This is a genomic window from Arthrobacter sp. 10L430 (assembly GCF_056395245.1).
In genome coordinates, this window is sequence record NZ_JBFTJD010000005.1 from 320,184 (window position 1) to 338,533 (window position 18,350).

General features: G+C 65.4%; 17 protein-coding genes, 1 tRNA gene and 1 riboswitch. Of the genes, 3 read left to right on the top strand and 15 right to left on the bottom strand.

What is annotated here, in order from left to right; translation table 11 throughout:
• Positions 1 to 19 precede the first annotated feature (19 nt).
• Together AC1DDG_RS07990 and AC1DDG_RS07995 are read left to right on the top strand one after the other, a co-directional pair.
• A complete protein-coding gene (locus tag AC1DDG_RS07990; protein ID WP_476875616.1) occupies positions 20 to 208 on the top strand; it encodes a hypothetical protein in 189 nt (62 codons plus the stop codon).
• 28 nt (positions 209 to 236) lie between these two features.
• Positions 237 to 746, top strand: coding sequence for a GNAT family N-acetyltransferase (locus tag AC1DDG_RS07995; protein WP_476875617.1), 510 nt, complete (start codon positions 237 to 239; stop codon positions 744 to 746).
• Positions 747 to 1,413: 667 nt separating this feature from the next.
• Here the strand turns inward: AC1DDG_RS07995 and AC1DDG_RS08000 are convergent.
• From AC1DDG_RS08000 to AC1DDG_RS08055, 12 genes are all read right to left on the bottom strand, one after another.
• Positions 1,414 to 1,489: transfer RNA gene (locus AC1DDG_RS08000), tRNA-Ala, on the bottom strand.
• A 142-nt stretch (positions 1,490 to 1,631) separates the two neighbouring features.
• Positions 1,632 to 2,033 (bottom strand): ribosome silencing factor, encoded by a 402-nt coding sequence (rsfS, locus tag AC1DDG_RS08005; RefSeq protein ID WP_230119633.1) that lies wholly within the window; start codon positions 2,031 to 2,033, stop codon positions 1,632 to 1,634.
• 44 nt (positions 2,034 to 2,077) lie between these two features.
• On the bottom strand, positions 2,078 to 3,163 hold the full coding sequence (locus tag AC1DDG_RS08010) for a hypothetical protein (protein ID WP_476875618.1): 1,086 nt from the start codon (positions 3,161 to 3,163) through the stop codon (positions 2,078 to 2,080).
• A gap of 317 nt (positions 3,164 to 3,480) precedes the next feature.
• Positions 3,481 to 4,152, bottom strand: a complete 672-nt coding sequence (gene nadD, locus AC1DDG_RS08015; RefSeq protein ID WP_476875678.1) for a nicotinate-nucleotide adenylyltransferase — start codon at positions 4,150 to 4,152, stop codon at positions 3,481 to 3,483.
• Position 4,153: 1 nt separating this feature from the next.
• Positions 4,154 to 4,378: a hypothetical protein gene (locus AC1DDG_RS08020; RefSeq protein WP_230119636.1), complete on the bottom strand. Its 225-nt coding sequence runs from the start codon at positions 4,376 to 4,378 to the stop codon at positions 4,154 to 4,156.
• A gap of 100 nt (positions 4,379 to 4,478) precedes the next feature.
• Complete coding sequence (locus AC1DDG_RS08025; protein ID WP_476875619.1) at positions 4,479 to 5,828, bottom strand: glutamate-5-semialdehyde dehydrogenase; 1,350 nt, start codon at positions 5,826 to 5,828, stop codon at positions 4,479 to 4,481.
• A gap of 26 nt (positions 5,829 to 5,854) precedes the next feature.
• The gene (gene proB / locus AC1DDG_RS08030; protein WP_476875679.1) at positions 5,855 to 6,952 is read right to left on the bottom strand and encodes a glutamate 5-kinase; all 1,098 of its coding nucleotides are present in this window, start codon (positions 6,950 to 6,952) and stop codon (positions 5,855 to 5,857) included.
• A 64-nt stretch (positions 6,953 to 7,016) separates the two neighbouring features.
• Entirely contained in the window at positions 7,017 to 8,606 is a 1,590-nt protein-coding gene (gene obgE, locus AC1DDG_RS08035) for a GTPase ObgE (RefSeq protein WP_230119638.1), read from the bottom strand.
• A gap of 117 nt (positions 8,607 to 8,723) precedes the next feature.
• A complete protein-coding gene (gene rpmA, locus AC1DDG_RS08040; protein WP_247045811.1) occupies positions 8,724 to 8,987 on the bottom strand; it encodes a 50S ribosomal protein L27 in 264 nt (87 codons plus the stop codon).
• A 60-nt stretch (positions 8,988 to 9,047) separates the two neighbouring features.
• Entirely contained in the window at positions 9,048 to 9,356 is a 309-nt protein-coding gene (gene rplU, locus AC1DDG_RS08045; protein ID WP_230119644.1) for a 50S ribosomal protein L21, read from the bottom strand.
• 329 nt (positions 9,357 to 9,685) lie between these two features.
• Complete coding sequence (thiD, locus tag AC1DDG_RS08050; protein WP_476875620.1) at positions 9,686 to 11,239, bottom strand: bifunctional hydroxymethylpyrimidine kinase/phosphomethylpyrimidine kinase; 1,554 nt, start codon at positions 11,237 to 11,239, stop codon at positions 9,686 to 9,688.
• Positions 11,222 to 11,319, bottom strand: a riboswitch (TPP riboswitch). (Overlaps the previous gene by 18 nt.)
• Positions 11,320 to 11,397: 78 nt before the next feature.
• Complete coding sequence (locus AC1DDG_RS08055; protein WP_476875621.1) at positions 11,398 to 14,799, bottom strand: Rne/Rng family ribonuclease; 3,402 nt, start codon at positions 14,797 to 14,799, stop codon at positions 11,398 to 11,400.
• A 465-nt stretch (positions 14,800 to 15,264) separates the two neighbouring features.
• Between AC1DDG_RS08055 and AC1DDG_RS08060 the strand changes: the two genes are divergently transcribed.
• A complete protein-coding gene (locus AC1DDG_RS08060) occupies positions 15,265 to 15,948 on the top strand; it encodes a vitamin K epoxide reductase family protein (RefSeq protein WP_230119641.1) in 684 nt (227 codons plus the stop codon).
• Positions 15,949 to 16,055: 107 nt separating this feature from the next.
• Here AC1DDG_RS08060 and ndk read toward each other — a convergent pair whose 3' ends face one another.
• The 3 genes from ndk to AC1DDG_RS08075 are packed head-to-tail and all read right to left on the bottom strand — an operon-like array spanning position 16,056 to position 18,345.
• Positions 16,056 to 16,475 (bottom strand): nucleoside-diphosphate kinase, encoded by a 420-nt coding sequence (gene ndk / locus AC1DDG_RS08065; RefSeq protein WP_230119737.1) that lies wholly within the window; start codon positions 16,473 to 16,475, stop codon positions 16,056 to 16,058.
• A 40-nt stretch (positions 16,476 to 16,515) separates the two neighbouring features.
• On the bottom strand, positions 16,516 to 16,980 hold the full coding sequence (locus tag AC1DDG_RS08070; protein WP_476875622.1) for a DUF4233 domain-containing protein: 465 nt from the start codon (positions 16,978 to 16,980) through the stop codon (positions 16,516 to 16,518).
• A 3-nt stretch (positions 16,981 to 16,983) separates the two neighbouring features.
• Positions 16,984 to 18,345, bottom strand: a complete 1,362-nt coding sequence (locus tag AC1DDG_RS08075; protein WP_476875623.1) for a bifunctional folylpolyglutamate synthase/dihydrofolate synthase — start codon at positions 18,343 to 18,345, stop codon at positions 16,984 to 16,986.
• Positions 18,346 to 18,350: the final 5 nt, after the last annotated feature.

Here is an 18,350-nt window from a genome sequence, read left to right on the forward strand (position 1 = left end):
AGCCGCTGGACCCGGGCTGATGACCACTTCCAACCGCTTCTTCTGGAAAAACACCTACGAAGGCGGTGATGCCTCCGTTGAGGCCGCACATCGGTGCGCCACCATGGACGCCACAGACCACGCGGCGACGCTCGGCGGGCGCAACCCGCCGAGCACCCTGGCGGCCAGGAACCGTTGCGACGACTTCTCGGCTAAAGTAGCCCGGTGATGGCGGGGACAAAAACTTGATCGGGGATGTGCAGGTCAGATTGCTGCGCCAGGCAGATGCTGAACTCATGTCCGCTGCCTACCAGCGGAACAGGGAACACCTTGCCCCGTGGGAACCGGAGCGGTCCGAGCATTTCTTCACGCCGGACGGTCAGAGCGAAGTTATCTCCGCCAAGATGGACATGCACGCCGCAGGTTCGGAGCTTCCATGGGTCCTCCAGGTCGGTGACCGCATTGTCGGGTGTCTCACACTGACCGGCATTGTCCGCGGGCCGTTTCTCAGCGCCCACATCGGATACTGGGTCGACAGTGCATTTACTGGCAAGCGACTCGCCTCCGCCGCTGTTGCCTTCGCGGTCGAAACGGCGGGGCGGGATTTGGGCCTCCACCGTCTGCAGGCGGCGACGCTTGTACAAAATGCCGCGTCGCAGAAAGTGCTGAACCGCGCAGGCTTCGAGCAAATAGGCCTTGCGCCCGCCTACCTGAGGATTGCGGGGGTTTGGCAGGACCACAGACTGTACCAGCGTCTGATGTATTGAACGCCCCGTCAGGCCTTCTGGGCGTGCTTACTGACGGGCCATCCTGGGGCTCCTGAGGGAACCGTAGGTCGAGAAGGCTGTCCGCCTACCTGCCTTCCCGCCAGAGTACGGCCGCCAAGCCGAGGGTGTGTTGCCGGGCCCGTCGCTGCTGGGGACGCCGGGCCCGGCCATCCGGAGCTTCGGACTAGCGGTTTGGTCCGCTCCAGGACATGTTCACTCTGGTCCGAGTGCCTTGTGAAAAAACGGGAGCTCCCCCTCAAATACGTGGTACTCGCCGACCCCCACGATGGGGGGTGAGCAACGTTCCGGACATTTGCAGCACACTGGCTGGTAAAGCACCAATGCGGACAGTGACTACTGGCCGCCAGCAACAGCCGGCGGAGAGCCCTGAGCCGGTGAAGGAGTCGGCGGTCGGCGGCTCTTCGGCCGATAGTCCAGAGAGGCACGAAAGAGGGGCAACCATTGCGGCTGCCCCTCTTTCCGTTCTCGGATTAGACCTTCTCCCCGGTCCTGTCAGGAGCCTGCTCGGGTTCCTGGACCGTGAACTCCCTGCGGCGCCAAGGGAAGGCCCAGAACTTGAAGTCACGGGCAAACACAGAGCCGTGCTGAATTTCGGCAAAGAAAAACCGCCGGAACCGGGCCGCAGCCCTGAGTTCCAGCGGTTTCTTGGTGGAGCTGAGGGGACTCGAACCCCTGACCCCCTGCATGCCATGCAGGTGCGCTACCAGCTGCGCCACAGCCCCTAATTTTCGCTGCTCCGGCACCTTCAGCGTTCGCCTCAGGGCCCGACCTTTTGTTCGGATCTCTCCGAAGCAACTCAAATATCTTAGAACAGCGATTCCGAAAATTCCAAATCGGGCATATTGGCCACTGTTCGGGCCAGCCCTACTCTGATTCGGAAGTCGCGGCGGCCTTGGCGGAGGTGTCGTCGCCGAGCTGCAGGTCCACGACCGGGCAGTCCTTCCAGAGTCGCTCGAGGGCATAGAAGACGCGGTCTTCCTCGTGCTGGACGTGGATCACTACGTCGGAGTAATCCAGCAGGACCCAGCGGCCGGCCGAGCGGCCCTCGCGGCGGACCGGGCGAAGGTCCTGCTTGATGAGCTCCTCTTCGATGCCGTCGACAATGGCGTTGACCTGGCGTTCGCTGGGCGCGGAAGCGATCAGGAAGACGTCTGCGAGGGCAAGGCGCTCACTGACGTCCAGGGCAACGATGTCCTGGGCAATCTTGTCCGCCGCGGCCCTCGCTGCGTGTCGGGCTGTGGTGATGGATGAATCGGATGCAGTCACGGGACTCCTTGTTGTGGTGTAAAACCTGGTGGTTATTGCTGAAGTCAGCGCGAGAGGCCGCTGATGATCATGATGATTCCGGTAATGAGGGCGATGGTCCCGAGGGCCAGCACTCCCAACTGGAGGAGCCGGAGCCGGTGGGCCCTGCCGAGACCGGCCGTTGCGGCATCGAGCGGATCCAGTCCGTAGGCGGACTTCGCTGACACAGGCGGCAGCCCGGCAAAATCCTCATTCGACTCCGCATCCCAGGCGGCGTTCGCCTGAGGAGCTGCGGCTCCGGACGCGGCCCTTGCTGCCGCCTCGGCACGGGCGATCACCCGTGAGCGTCCCGTCGATGGCGTGCTGCCGCCTGACCGCGGCTTCTTGGTCTGGCGTGCAGCCCGTGAGGGAACGCGCGGCCCCGGGCTGGTCACCACCGGAACATACGATGTGGCCGGCCGCTTCATGACGGGGCGGTCCACTCCCGGAACCTGGACAAATTCCAGGGGCGTTACCATGGCCAGGTTGCTGGCCGTGGACGGGCCGTTCTGCGGCTGGGTCGGGGCGTTCTGTTCGGCAAGTTTCTGTTTGGCCTTGGCACGCTTGTTGAGAACGGCAGCGCGTTCAGCGAGGGCTATCTGCTGAGCCAGGATCTCGGGGTCCACGGCTTCCGGGTCCGTGGCAGCGATGTGCTCCATCTTGGCGAGCTGGTTCTTGGCCTGTTCGGCGATGAGGGTGCGCGCCTCAAGTGCCTGTTCGACAGTCATGCCCTCGGGCAACTCGTCCCCAGCGGACGCCCCGGCCGACGCCGGCGCGGCCTTCGGCTGCGCGGCCTGCACGGGCGCCTGCGCGGGCGCCTGCGGTTGGGCTGGGGGCTGAGCTTGAGCAGGCGCGGCAGGTGCCTGCGCTTGCGTGGAACCCTTCTTTTGGGCGGGAGCCGGGCCGCCAGCAGCGGGCGGGACCACGGGCATAGCCGAGGTGACAGCCTGTTCCAGCTGCATCAGCCTGAGCTGGCGGCGAGTGGGCGGTCCGCCTCCGGACAGTTGCCCTTCTTTTTCCGCGAGCTCTTTGATGGTGCGGAGCGCGGCACGGTCCCTCGCCCTGATCTGGGACGAGCGTTCAGCCGCTGAGCCTGCGGGGACGGAATCCACGGGCCCCGGCGCGACGCGGCGGACACGCCCAGATTCGGAGGATGGACGCGTTGCATCAGAGGCGCGGGCGCCATCGGGATTGCGGGGAGTGTCCGCGGGACGTGGAGCGCCGGCGGCCCTGGACGCTTCCGTTGCGCGGGGATCAGCCGGCTGCTTTGACGAAGGCTGTTTCGGGGAAGGTTGCTTTGAGGCAGGGGCTACCCCGCCGGCACGCGTGGTGCTGGCGTCATCCCGGTTCTTACCCAGGGCTTCATCTCTGGCCTTCCGTAATTCACGGCGGCTGCGGACGGGTGGCTGTTCCTGACTCATTTAAAAACTCATTCAGTGCTGTCGGGATCGTCTGTCTCGGTAAGCGCGGAGCTGCCTTGCTGGGTCCGCGGCGCGGCGTAAAGTCCGTATTTCGCGATGTACTGAACCACGCCATCCGGCACCAGGTACCAGACCGGATTGTTGGCCGCCACGCGTGCGCGGCAGTCCGTTGAGGAAATGGCCATGGCCGGCACCGTGAGGAGGCTGACGTCCTTTCGGCCCATGCCGTCCAGTTCGTGCCCCGGCCGGGTGACGCCCACGAAGTGGGCCAGCGACCACAGTTCGTCGATATCTTTCCATGACAGGATCTGAGCCAGGGCGTCCGCACCGGTGATGAAGAACAGGTCGGCGTCGGGACGCTGGGTCCGCAGATCCCGCAGCGTGTCGATGGTGTAGGTGGGACCGGGACGGTCCACATCCACGCGGCTGACGGTGAACCGCGGATTCGACGCCGTGGCAATCACGGTCATGAGATAGCGGTGTTCCGGCTCGCTGACCTTCTTGCTCGACTTCTGCCACGGCTGGCCGGTCGGAACGAAGACCACCTCGTCCAGTCCGAACTTGGCGGCTACCTCGCTGGCCGCCACCAAGTGGCCGTGATGGATGGGATCGAACGTCCCGCCCATCACGCCCAACCTCAGCCGGCGTTGCGGACCGCCGTGATGCAATGCGGTGGAAATGTTAGTGGCCCTGCCCGTGATCGTGCTTGTTGGGGTGCTGGCGGTGCGGATCCGAATGTTCGTCCACCGGGGAGTGGCGGTTGCCCAGGTTGGAGTAGGACAGCGTGATGAACATCAGAACCAGCAGGATGCTAAAGATCGACACGCCAAAAACCCAGGGTTCAGCCCACAGGGGGGCCCGTTCTTCGTGTTCGGCAACTGACACGGCGATCTGCTGGAGCAGCATTTTCTCCCCTAGGACTGAAAGGATGACGACGGCGGAAATTCCCGCCGTTCCGGACTTCTGTACTATGTTACCGCGTTGTTAGCCACGGTTACCGCGGTTGTTAACCGCGCACCTGACCTTCGCCCTGCACGATCCACTTGGTGGTGGTCAACTCCGTGAGGCCCATCGGACCCCGTGCATGAAGCTTCTGCGTGGAGATGCCGACCTCGGCACCCAACCCCAATTCGCCGCCGTCGGTAAAGCGCGTGGACGCGTTCACGATCACCGCCGCCGAGTCAATTTCCGCAATGAAGCGTTCGGCGTTCGCGAGGTTGTTGGTCAGGATGGCCTCGGTGTGGCCGGTGGTCCAGGTGCGGATGTGCTGCACCGCTTCGTCCAGGCTGTCCACCATGGCCACCGCCAGGTCCAGGTCCATGTACTCGGTGGCCCAGTCCTCGTCGGTGGCCGGCACGGACTCTACGGATGCGGGCAGCGCGGCGCGGATCCGGTCATCGGCATGCAGACGGACGCCGGCCTTTCTGAGCGCCTCGGCCACCGCCGGTAGGACGGTGGAGCCGGAGTGAACCAACAGCGTTTCCACGGTGTTGCAGACACTGGGCCGCTGGGTCTTGGCGTTGAGGAGGATCTCCACGGCCATGTCCTCGCCGGCAGACTCATCGATGAAGATGTGGACGTTGCCCTCACCTGTCTCGATGACCGGGACGGAGGAATTGTTCACGACGGTCTGGATCAGTTCACGGCCGCCGCGGGGAATCAGCACGTCAACACGGCCGCGGGCACGCATGAGCACATTGGCCCCTTCGCGTCCGAACTGGTCGACGGTCTGGACGGCATCCGCAGGAAGGCCCACGGAGTCGAGTGCTTCGCGCAGTACGAGGATCAGGGCCTCGTTGGTGGCAGCCGCCGCAGAGCCGCCGCGCAGGATCACGGAGTTGCCGCTCTTCAGCGCGAGACCGGCGATATCAACAGTCACGTTGGGGCGGGCTTCATAGATGGCCGCAACCACGCCCATGGGGACGTTGATCTGACGCAGGCGCAGGCCGTTCGGCAGCGTCTGGCCCCGGACAACGTTGCCGACGGGGTCGGGCAGGCCCGCGAGATTTTCGAGGGCGCCTGCGAGGGCGTCGATCCGGGCGTCGTTGAGCGTCAGCCGGTCAAGGAGGGCGGCCGTAGTTCCGTTCGCGCGGCCGGCTTCCACGTCCTTGGCGTTCGCGGCAAGGATCTCGGCCTTGCTCTCCAGCAATGCGCTTCCAATGGCACGAAGACCCTTGTCCTTCAGGGCGCGGTTGGCCCGGGACATGCTGCGGGCCGCGTGGCGGGAACGGTCGGCGATCGCGTACACGGCCGCCTCGACCTCTGCCGGTGTCGGCTGGGAGTTTTCCGGCATGGAAGGGACCTGCGTAGCGTCGGTGGATGTCTCTGCTGCTTGGTTCATCAGTGCCTCAGTCATCATTCAAGTCTAGGCGAGTGCGGCCGTTAGACCAGAACCAGGTCATCAACGTGAACAACCTCACGGTCGAAGCCGCGCCCCAGTGACTCCCCCAGCTCCACGGTGGAGCGGCCCAGCATTTGCGGCAGTTCGCTGGCGGAGTAGTTGACCAGGCCGCGCGCAATGACCGTGCCGTCGGCAGATACCATTTCGACGGCGTCGCCGGATTCAAAGGTGCCTTCAACGGCCGTGATGCCCGCCGGGAGCAGCGAGGTGTGGTTGTCCCGCACGGCGGTGATGGCGCCGTCGTCGAGTATTAGCCGGCCCTGCACGTGCGCGAGGTGCGCCAGCCACATCATGCGCACGGATTTGCGTCCGCTGTTGACGGAGAACCAGGTTCCCACGTCTTCGCCGGCAAGGGCCGCGGCCGCATTCGCGGTGGACGTTACAAGCGCGGGGATGCCGGAATCTGCAGCCATTGTGGCGGCTTCCACCTTGGTCTGCATGCCGCCGGTTCCCACCCCGGCTTTGCCGGGACTGCCGATGGATACACCTTCAAGGTCCTGCGGGCCGTCTACCTGCGGGATCCGCTTGGCGCCCTTCGAGGGCGGACCGTCATAAAGCGAGTCGACGTCGGAAAGGAGCACCAGCGCATCGGCGCGAACCAGATGGGCAACGAGGGCGGAGAGGCGGTCGTTGTCGCCGAAGCGGATCTTGTGGGTCGCGACGGTGTCGTTCTCATTGACCACGGGCACAACGCCGAGGTTCAGCAGACGGTTCAGTGCGCGAAACGCGTTCTGGTGATGGCTTCGCCGCATGAGGTCATCTGCAGTCAAAAGCACTTGGCTGACGGTGACACCGTGCGCGCCGAAAGCCTGTGTGTAGCGGGCCATAAGGAGGCCCTGGCCCACGCTGGCAGCTGCCTGCTGCGTGGCGAGGTCGCGCGGACGCTTGGCCAGGCCAAGCGGTGCCAGTCCTGCCGAGATTGCGCCGGAGGAAACCAGGATGATTTCGGCGCCCGCGTTGCACTTGGCCGCCAGCGCGTCAGAAAGTTCGGTCAGCGCCTCCTCCGAGATTCCGCCCTTGATGCTGGTAAGCGACGACGATCCGACCTTGACTACGATGCGGCGTGCCCTCGCGAGCATTCTGCGGTCGTCGGTTCTGGGTTCCTCGATGACTACTGCGGAATTGTCGGTCACGTGTGCGGGTTCACTCCTCATTGTCGGTGTTCAGTCCACTCTCCTTGAGAGGCCGTGCGGCACGGCGTCCACTGACTGACTCAGTCCAGATTCCGGCCTTGCGCTCAGCCTCCAGCTCGGCGCGTGCCGCGGCCTTGGCTTCACGGCGCTCGACCTGCTCATCGCGCTTCTGTCCACGCGTCGGCCGGTCTCCGATGTCAGCGAAACGGACGTCAGTACCGCGCGGCGCGGCGAGCAATTCCGCGCCCGCCATCATGGTGGGCTCCCAGTCGAACACAACGCCGTCGTCCTCACCGATCACCACTGTGTCGCCGGGCTTGGCACCCTGCTTGAACAGTTCGTTTTCCACACCCAGTTTGGCAAGGCGGTCGGCCAGGTAGCCAATGGCTTCCTCGTTGGTGAAGTCGGTCTGTTTGACCCAGCGCACGGGCTTCTCGCCCAGGACGCGGAACAGCGGCTCCAGGTTCTTCTCCTCGCGGCGGATCTTGAAGCCGGCCTCGTTGACCGCACGGGGGCGCAGGACAGGAGCGTGCACCTTGGGCGGCGTGGCCGCCACCGTGTCCCGGGCGGCCTTGACGATCTCGGCCATGGCGAAACCAAGCTGGCGCAGGCCCTCGTGGCTCGTGGCTGAGACTTCGAAGACGCGGTAGCCTCTGGACTCCAGCTCCGGGCGGACGAACTCGGCCATGTCTTTACCGTCGGGCAGATCGACCTTGTTCAGTGCCACCAGCCGGGGCCGGTGGTTGAGCGGGACAACTTCTCCGTCGGTGCCGGCGTAGCTCATGTCAACGGCATACTTCTCGAGCTCGGCTTCAATAATGGCGAGGTCGGAGAGCGGGTCACGGTCAGATTCGAGCGTACCGCAGTCCAAAACGTGCACCAAAGCCGCACAACGCTCCACGTGGCGGAGGAAGTTATGGCCCAGGCCCTTGCCTTCGCTGGCACCCTCGATGAGTCCGGGGACGTCTGCGATGGTGAACCGGACCTCGCCGGCCTGGACCACGCCGAGGTTGGGGATGAGCGTGGTGAACGGGTAGTCGGCGATCTTGGGCCGGGCAGCGGACATCGCGGCAATCAGGCTGGACTTGCCCGCCGAAGGGAATCCGACCAGGGCAATATCCGCAATGGACTTCAGTTCCAGCACGATGTCGCTGGAATCACCCTCGATGCCCAGCAGTGCGAAGCCGGGGGCGCGACGCTTCTGCGAGGACAGCGAGGCGTTGCCAAGGCCGCCGATGCCGCCGGCAGCCGCAATGAATTCGGTGCCTTCGCCGACGAGGTCGGCAAGGACTTTCCCGTCCTTCGTCTTGACCACGGTGCCGTCCGGGACGGGCAGGATCAGCGTTTCACCGTTCTTGCCGCCGCGCCAGTCACCCATGCCCGGGCCGCCGTTGGTGGCGTGCCGGTGCGGGGCGTGGTGGTAGTCCAGCAGCGTGGTGGTCTGCAGGTCCACGCGAAGGATGACATCGCCGCCGTTGCCGCCATTGCCGCCGTCGGGTCCGCCGAGCGGCTTGAACTTCTCACGGTGAACGGAGACACAGCCGTGGCCGCCGGTACCGCCGGATACGTGCAGTACTACCCGGTCTACAAAGCTCGCCACGGTGAATCTCCTCTGTGCTTAATCTGGCTGTCTTGGACACCCAAATTGATTGTAATGCGGTTAAAAGAACAGTGGAGCGGGCCATCATGGCCCGCTCCACCGGTTCAGATCCTGTTGTTACTCTGCAGCTGCAGCAGTAACGATGTTCACGACTCGACGGCCGCGGCGGGTGCCGAATTCGACAGCGCCGGCCTGCAGTGCGAACAGGGTGTCGTCGCCGCCACGGCCAACGCCTGCGCCGGGGTGGAAGTGGGTTCCACGCTGGCGGACGATGATCTCGCCAGCGGAAACTACCTGGCCGCCGAAGCGCTTGACGCCGAGGTACTGGGCGTTGGAGTCACGACCGTTGCGAGTGGAGCTCGCGCCTTTTTTATGTGCCATTTGGAATGCCTGCCTTTAAATTCTGGGGAATCTGCTGAAAACCTGAACAGTAACCAGTGGTTACTTGATACCGGTGATCTTGACCTTGGTCAGTTCCTGACGGTGACCCTGGCGCTTCTTGTAACCGGTCTTGTTCTTGAACTTCTGGATGACGATCTTCGGACCACGAAGGTCCTCAAGGATCTCAGCCGTAACAGTTACCTTGGCCAGGTCCGCAGCTGCGGAGGTGACCTTGTCACCGTCTACCAGGAGCAGTGCGGGCAGCTCAATGGTGCTGCCAGCTCCACCGGCGACGCGGTTCAGGGTAACGAAGTCTCCAACGGAAACCTTCTCTTGGCGGCCGCCTGCGCGGACAATCGCGTACACCACTTGGGAACTCACTTCTCTCGACGTTTATTACTAAATTTGCGTGCGGAACCTGGGTCCAATTGTTTGGCCTGGCTCTCGCTGTGCCTCAACGCCGTGGATTCCCCGGGGGAACCCGTGAGCTATCCCAAGAACAATTCCGATTGGATCGTTCCGGGGTCATAACCCAAGTGTTGGCGTAAGCACCGAAGATCTAGACTACGCTAATTTCGCCTTCGGTCGCAAATGAGGCTGGTTTCGGCGGGCTGTCCGTGATAGGCGCCACAAGGGCTGCCGCACCGCCTGCCGTAACCGTGCGCATCTATCGTACCGGCTGCCGCGCCCGCCGCCGCTCAGCCGTGGCGGCGTGGCGCGTCGAAGAAATCCACTTCGTAGCGGCAGGACTGCCGGAAGGCCGTGAGCATCTGGGTGCGTTCCCAGTCAGACGCCGCGCGCCCGGCGGCATCGGTGATCCCGATGGCCTGCCGGGTGGCCGCGGCGAAGTCCTCGTCGGCGTAGGTGCGCAGCCACTCCGCGTACGGATGCTCTTCCGGGGCGCCCGCCGCCGCAAATTCGGCGTGGAGGCTCGCCCCGACGTCGGCATAGAGCCAGAAGCACGGAAGCACCGCCGCCACCAGCACGGCATAGCTTCCGGATGCAGAAGCAGCCAGCAGGTGGTCCACATATGCCTTGGTGACCGGGCCCAGCTCCGCCCGCACTGTCCGGGTGCTGAGCCAGCTGCGGTGCAGCTCCGACTCGACTTCGAGGCACTGCTGCGCGGAACGCGCCCAAAAGAGCTGCTCGGCCTCGGTGGGGGCAAGGGCGCTGGCCCGCGCCAGGACGCGTGAATACCCGTTGAGGTAGATGGCATCCTGGGCGAGGTAGTACGCAAACTCGTTTTCCGGCAGGGTGCCTTCCACCAGGCCGCGGATGAAGCCCAGGCCGTAGATCGTTTCCAGGTCGGGTGCGGCTTCGGCGTGGAGCATCCCGGCATAGCTGCCTTCGCCCGCCACCGTCAGGTGGTGGAAGTGGTGGACGGGTCCGTTGCCGTGCCCCACGTCGAGCCTCCCGGACGTGCGGAGGGCCCCCTCCAGCCACGGCTTGACGGTACGCAGGGACAGCTCCCAGTCCCCTAAGCGCGCCTGCACCGTAGCCATGGCTGAGGACAGCGAGCACCCTGTGCCGTGGCTGTTGCGCGTCGGAACCCGCTCGCCGTCCACCACCACCACGTCAGCGGACAGCACACCACCGGTGTTCACGAGGGCGTCCGGGCAATCAGCACCGTCCAGATGCCCTCCCTTGACCAGGACTGTGGCCCCGGTTTCGGCCGACAACCGTTTTCCCTGCTCGAGCGCGTCGGACCAGGTGGCGGCTTCCGGTTCCCCGAGCAGCATGCCCAGCTCGGCAAGGTTGGGCGTGATCAGGTCGGCCAGCGGCAGGAGTGCCCGAAGTGCAGACTCGGCGGACTCCCGCAGGAGCCGGTCCCCGCTCGTTGCCACCATGACCGGGTCAAGAACCACGACGCCGGGACGGACCTTCTCCAGCCAGCTGCGGACCGCGGTGATCACCTTTTCGTCGCCCAGCATGCCGATCTTCACGGCGTCAACAGTGATGTCGTCGCTGACCGCTGACAGCTGCGCGGTGAGGAAATCCGCCGGCGGAACGTGGACGGCACTGACGCCGCGGGTGTTCTGGGCGGTCAGCGCCGTGATGGCGGCCATTCCATAGCCTCCGTTGGCCGCGATGCTCTTCAGGTCCGCCTGGACGCCGGCGCCTCCTGAAGGGTCCGAGCCGGCGATCGCCAAGACCCGGGGAATGTCCCGGCCGGTGCGCGGGGAGAATTTGAAGGCGGCAACGGAGGAATCAACCGCGGGAGGCAGGACAGATGCTGAGGACAAAGGAGACATCCCTTCGCCGGTGCTAACCGGTCAGGTTCAACGGGTTTGGATCTCAGCCGGCACTTTGCTCGGCACCCCGTGTCAGTCCCCCAGCCTAGCGGCTTACTCCCAAAACCCAACGGGCCGGTGCTGCGATTGCAGCACCGGCCCGTTGGAAGGGGGTCGACTCAGAGCTCAGACGCGGGTACGCCTACGCCAAGAATGATCGGCTCGCTGGCCGGCTTGGCGGCAGCCACCTTCTCCGCTTCCGGAGCCTTGGCCTCATGCGAGTGTCCGGCCAGTGCTGCCGGCGCCGTCTCATGGTGTTCCACGGACGTCTCGTTGGCTGCGCCCTGCGCACGGCTTGCGCTGCGGTTCCGGCGCGGACGTCGGGTCCGGGTCTGCACGGCCGAGTGATCCGCGAACCGGTCGGCGTCGTTCTCCGCAACCGCCGGAGCGGGACTCTCCCCGGTTCGCGCCGGGGCAGCTACCGCAGTGGCAGGGCCGGCTGCAGCCGGATCAACAACAGCGGGTACCGGGGCCGCCGTCGGCTCCTCCGCAGCGGGAGCAGCAGGCTCGCCAAGGTGCGCGAAGGCTTCCTCAAGCCGGTCCAGGGTCAGGGCAGGCGTTTCGGATGCCGGCTCATCGGCGTGCTCGACGAAGGGAAGCACCACCTTCTCGCCTCCGAACGTCAGCACGGCGCCGGGACGGCCGGAAATGCTTTCCGTCTCCGGGCTGCGGTGCACTGCCGGGCTCTCCGGAGCGGAGGCCGCCGGCACGGGAGCAGGCCGCGCCGCATCGCCGGAGACACCGTGGTGGGCGGCATCCTCATGCAGGTGCGCTGCGTGTGCCGCTGCCGCTATGTTGGCGAGGGCCGCCCGGGTGGCTTCGGCCTTGGCGTGTCGCTCGGCCTCGGTTGGCTCGTGATGGACAGCGGCGGGAGCAGTAGGCGCGGACTCGGCCGGAACCTGGCCGCCCTTGCCGCGGCGGCGGCTCTTTCGCTCCGGGCGCACGGCGGGCTGGTGCTCCGCCCGAGGGATGTGGTGCTCGGCGGCAACGACATTGGCCCGGCGGTGCTCGACCGGCTCGTCGTGGGTGACGATGCCGCGGCCGGCGCACGCCTCGCACTGCTCGCCGAAGACTTCCAGCAGCCCGGTGCCCATCCGTTTGCGCGTCATCTGCACGAGTCCCAGCGAGGTCACCTCCGCGACCTGGTGCTTGGTCCGGTCGCGGCCCAGGCACTCAACCATGCGGCGCAGCACGAGGTCGCGGTTGGATTCGAGCACCATGTCGATGAAGTCGATCACGATGATGCCGCCGATGTCGCGGAGTCGGAGCTGCCGGACGACTTCCTCGGCAGCCTCCAGGTTGTTCTTGGTGACCGTTTCCTCCAGGTTGCCGCCGCTGCCGGTGAACTTGCCGGTGTTGACGTCAACCACGGTCATGGCTTCGGTGCGGTCAATCACGAGGGAACCGCCTGACGGCAGGAACACCTTGCGGTCCAGCGCCTTGTGGATCTGCTCGTCGATCCGCCACGCCGCGAAGATGTCGGTGTCCTTGGTCCACTTCTCCAACCGGCCCACCAGGTCGGGGGCCACGTAGGTGACGTAGGCCTCGATGGTGTCCCACGCTTCCTCGCCGGAAACGATCAGCTTCGAGAAGTCCTCGTTGAAGACGTCGCGGACCACCTTGATCGTCAGGTCCGGTTCGCCGTAGAGCAGTTCCGGGGCGAGGACCTTCGTGGAGCTGGACTGGCTCTCGATGCCCTCCCACTGCGCCCGGAGGCGGTTGATGTCGTGGGTGAGCTCTTCCTCGGACGCGCCTTCGGCCGCGGTGCGGACGATCACGCCGGCATTTTCCGGCAGGCGGTCCTTGAGGATGCGCTTGAGGCGGTTGCGTTCGACGTCGGGCAACTTGCGGGAGATGCCCGTCATGGAGCCGCCGGGCACGTACACAAGGTAGCGTCCGGGCAGGGAGATCTGGCTGGTGAGGCGTGCGCCCTTGTGGCCCACGGGATCCTTGGTGACCTGGACCAGGACGGCATCCCCGGACTTCAGGGCGTTCTCGATCCGGCGCTGCTTGCCTTCGAGGTTGACGGCCTCCCAGTTCACTTCACCGGCGTAGAGCACGGCGTTGCGGCCGCGTCCAATGTCGACGAAGGCGGCTTCCATGGACGGCAGCACGTTCTGGACCTTGCCCAGGTAGACGTTGCCGATGAGGGAGTCCTGCTGCGTCTTGGACACGAAGTGCTCGGCCAGCACGCCGTCTTCGAGGACGCCGATCTGGATTCTGTCGTCGCGCTGGCGCACGATCATCTGGCGGTCCACGGATTCGCGGCGGGCAAGGAACTCGGCCTCGGTGATGACGGTGCGGCGGCGGCCGGTGTCGCGGGATTCGCGGCGGCGCTGCTTCTTCGCTTCCAGCCTGGTGGAACCCTTGACGCTGGTTACGCGGTTGTTGACGGCGGGTTCACTGGGGACACGTGGAGCGCGGACACGGGTCACGGTGTTGGGGGGATCGTCATCTCCCCCGCCGGTGAGCTCAAGGTCCTGGTCACCGCGGCGGCGGCGGCGCCGCCGGCGTGAGGTCACGCCTTCTTCGGGCTGGCCGGCGTTCTCTTCGTCGGTGTCGTCGGCTGCGTCGGCTCCTTCGGAGTCGCCTTCGGCGTCGTCGCGGTCGGTGATTTCACTGCGGCTCCGGCCACGGCGTCCGCGGCTGCGACGGCGGCGGCGTCCGCCGTCGTCCTCCAGGTCACCGTCCTCGCCGCTTTCGGCGTCAGTTTCCTCCGCTGCAGCGGGCGCCGCTGCGGGGCGGATCACTGTGTTCAGGTCAGGAGCCTGGAAAATGATCGATGTGACCGACGCGGGCTCCAGGAAGAGCGAACCGGCAGGAGCGGCCTGCGACGGTGCCTCCTCGGCCTCTGCGGCCTCGGCTTCCGGGGTCGCCGCGGCGGCTGCAGCCTCAGCCTGTATTTCCGTAACAGATGTTTCTTCAACCCGTGTTTCCGACGCCGGCGCTTCAACCGCGGCGGCGGGTCCAGCCGCCGCTTCCGCGGTCTGAGGGGCGACCGTCTCGGGCTCCACGGCCTTGGGTTTGGTGGCCCGGCGGCGGCGCACCGGCTTCACCTCGGCGGCAGGTTCCCCAGTGGCGGATTCGACGGCGGCAGCTTCGGCGGGAGGGGAGACTGCACCGCCCGGAAGCGTTGCGTCTGCCCCCGTGACCTCCGTGGCGCCTGTGTCAGCACCTGCATCGCCGGCGAAGGCGGGCAGGGGCTCGTCAGCAACCTTCTTGCGGGAGCGCGTGCGCCGCACCGGGGCCTTGGCCTCGGCAACGGCCCCTTCCACTGCCGCCACTTCGGCATGCGCGGCATCTGCCGGGTCCGACACAGCGGGCTCAGCCGACAGTGCGGGTTCAGCCAGGGCGGGCTCCTGCAGTTCCGGTTCCGGCAACGAGAGCTGGGCTTCCGGTTCCTTTACCTTCGGCGCTGCCTTGCGCCTGGTTCGGGTGGCCTTCTTGGGAGCCTCCGCGGCTACTGCTTCTGCACTGGCAGCCGGTTCTTCGTTAACGGCTATTACCTGGTCATTATCCATATGTGGCAACACTCCTGCCCCTGACATGCCGCCACATCCGGCACCCGTTGGGGCACATATTGTCAAAACCCGCGGGCGTTGACAGAAGTCAATTGGATACCCTCAGGTTCGCACCGGCAGTGGGGTGCGGCAGCCCTGAAAGGCCGGCGGGAATGCTACTGGAACCCGTTGTTTCTGCAATCCACAACCAGGTGCCGTCCAATGGAATGCGGGAGGCCGGATTTCCGAATCCGGAGCCTGCACTGCTTCTCATTGGCGGTCTTGGGAACAAGCCACCGGACCGGAACTCGAATGTGGTTCGCGCTCCAGCCACGTTCATTCTCTCACACCACCGTACAAAAACGCCGTAATTATGTGACAAAGGCGGTCAAGGGACCCGCGAACGGCTGGCTCCCCCAAGCTTGCACCCAGTTCGCGGCGATACAATCTGGGCAGGAGCACCCCCAGACAAAGGACGCCAGCCCCATGCCCAGCATTTCGTCTTCCACCGGCACGGATTCCGGACACGCTTACGCCGACGAATCCGGACGAACTCCCGCGACTGCCGGCACCTCCCTGCCGGCCATGACCCGTGACCGTCCCTTCGGGTGGCTGCTGGTCATCACCGGCATCGTGGGGTGGCTCGCGTCGGGCACCCTGGTGCTGGAGAAACTTGAGGTGCTCAAGGACCCCAACCACACCACCGTCTGCGATGTTAATCCCTGGATCTCCTGCGGCCAGGTGATGCAGACTCCCCAAAGTTCGGTCTTCGGCTTTCCCAACATGTTCATCGGCATCGTCGCCTTCGCTGTCACCATCACGGTAGGGATGGCGCTGCTGGCAGGGGCGAAGTTTGCACGGTGGTACTGGCTCGGGCTGCAGGCCGGCATCACCCTGGGTTTCATCTTTGTAGTGTGGCTGTGGTCCCAGGCACTGTACGTGATCCACATCCTCTGCCCGTTCTGCATGGTGGTCTGGGCAGCCATGATTCCGCTGTTCGTCTGGGTGACGGTACGCAACATTGTCCAGGGCGTGATCCCGGTGCCCGCCGGGGTGGCCAGGATCCTCGGCGACGCCGGGTGGATCATCACTGCGCTGCTTTACGTGGCGGTCATCGCGACGATCTTCTTCGCCTTCATCCAGGTGTTCGTCGGAACCTCCGGCTTCTAACCCTCCCCCTGCCGTCAAGCGCGAGCGAACACTTGAGGCCCCTGCTTCACAAAGAAACAGGGGCCTCAAGTGTTTGTTCGCGCTTTTTAGCGAAGGCGGGGAAACGCTTAGAACTCGAACCAGATCTTGATTTCGCGCTCGGCCGAGTCCACTGAGTCGGAGCCGTGAACGAGGTTCTGCTGGACCTTCAGGCCCCAGTCGCGGCCGAAGTCGCCGCGGATGGTGCCCGGGGCCGCCGTCGTCGGGTCGGTAGTGCCGGCCAGCGAGCGGAAGCCTTCGATCACGCGGTGGCCCTCGAAGATCGCGGCAACCACGGGGCCGCTGAGCATGAACTCAACCAGCGGCTCGTAGAACGGCTTGCCCACGTGCTCTTCGTAGTGCTGCTCGAGCAGGTCCCGGGTGGCATTTACCTTCTTGAGCTCAGCCAGGGTGTAGCCCTTGGCTTCGATGCGGCCAAGGATTTCGCCGGTCAGGTTACGGGTGACGCCGTCGGGCTTGATCAGGACGAGGGTGCGCTCAATGCTCACAGCTGCTCCAATGTGGTTGGTTGTGGGTTTCCGGCTAAGTCTACGGGTTCTGGCCGGCGCCTTCACTGCGCGGGCCGTCGGGATGCGCAGCATCCCATTCGGCCTGCTCCCGGGCCCGCTGGGCGGCTTCGGCGTCGATCCGGATGCCTGTCCTGATGCCGTACCACCAGGCCAGGGCGAACAGAACGCCCACGAGGAACATCAGGGGCTCCACGAACCCGGCGAAGATGAGCACCAGCTGCAGGACCCAGCCGAGCGCCACGCCCCACGGTTTCGACAGGACGGCGCAAGCCAGAACCAGGACCACGCTCAGCCCGATGCCCACGGCGAGGATCAGCACCGGGGACATCTCGCTGCGCCGCAGTCCGAAGACGGCCAGCGTGGCGAAGAACGCCACGAAAGCCTCCAGCAGCAGCACCGTGGACGCGAACATGACCTTGGTGGACCTGCGTTTTTTGGGCATGCCCGGCCGCCATTCGCGCTGGGCTTTGGTCAGCTTGGCCATGGGTCAGGCCTCCGTTTTTCCGAGCAGGATGCGGGCTTCCGCCACCAAGGTGATGGAGCCCGTCACCAGCACGCCGCCGGCAAGATCTTCGTTGGCCTCAGCGCGCTCCACAGCCCATTCGAGGGCATCATCCAGCTTCTCGGCGATGTGAAGGTTCTCCTCACCAAAGCCGAGGTCGACGGCGAGCTCCGCCAGTTCCGCGGCCGGAACCGCCCGCGGCGAGTTCGACTGCGTGAAGCAGAACTCCTCGGCGAGACCGCCCAGGGACGCCTTGAGCTGGCGGAGGATCTCCTCGGCATCCTTTTCCTTGAGGACACCGACCACTGCAACGATCTTGCTGAAGCTGAAGGCTTCCTCAATGGCCTCGGCCGAAACGCGGATGCCCTCCGGGTTGTGCGCTGCGTCCACGATGATGGTGGGCGCGGTGCGGAGCACCTCAAGACGGCCAGGGGACGTGACCGTGGCGAACGCTTCCTGCAGCACTTCGGCGTCCAGCTCTTTCTCGCCACCGCCCAGGAACGCCTCGAGCGCCGCGATGGCGACCGCCGCATTCTCGGCCTGGTGCGCGCCGTGGAGCGGCACCATCAGCTCCGGGTAGCGACCCGCAAGTCCCTGGATGGTCACAACCTGCCCGCCGACGGCGACCTGCCGCGATTCGACGCCGAACTCCACGCCCTCGAAGCGGAACGGCACCTCTACTTCCTTGGCCTTCTCCAGCAGGACCTGGGCAGCGTCCACAGGTTGGGCCGCGCTGATGAGGAAGCCGCCCGGCTTGATGATGCCGGCCTTCTCGTAGGCGATGTCCTCTGTGGTGTCACCCAGGAGCTCCGTGTGGTCCAGGGAGATCGGCGTGATCACGGCTACCTGGCCGTCGCCCACATTCGTGGCATCGGTGATGCCACCCAGGCCCACCTCCATGACCGCCACATTGACGGGCTGGTCCGCGAAGACGGCGAAGGCGAGGATGGTCAGGCACTCAAAGTAGGTCAGTCTGGGCTGGTCCTCGGCCAGGAGTTCGTTGTCCACGATTTCCAGGTAGGGCCGGATTTCATCCCAGATCCGGACGAACGTCTCGTCGGACACCGGTGCGCCGTCCACGCTGATCCGCTCCGTGACCTTGGACAGGTGCGGACTGGTGTAGCGGCCGGTGCTGAGGCCGTGCGCGCGGAGGCCGGCCTCGATCATCCGTGCCGTGGAGGTCTTGCCGTTGGTGCCTGTGACGTGGATGATCGGGAACGCCTTGTTCGGCTCCCCCAGCACATCCATGGCCCGGAAGAGGGGCGCGAGCCGCGGTTCCATCTTGTTTTCCGGCGCCCGGCCCAGCAGCTCGGCGTAGACGCTCTCCACGGAGAATTCGTCGGTCATAAGAT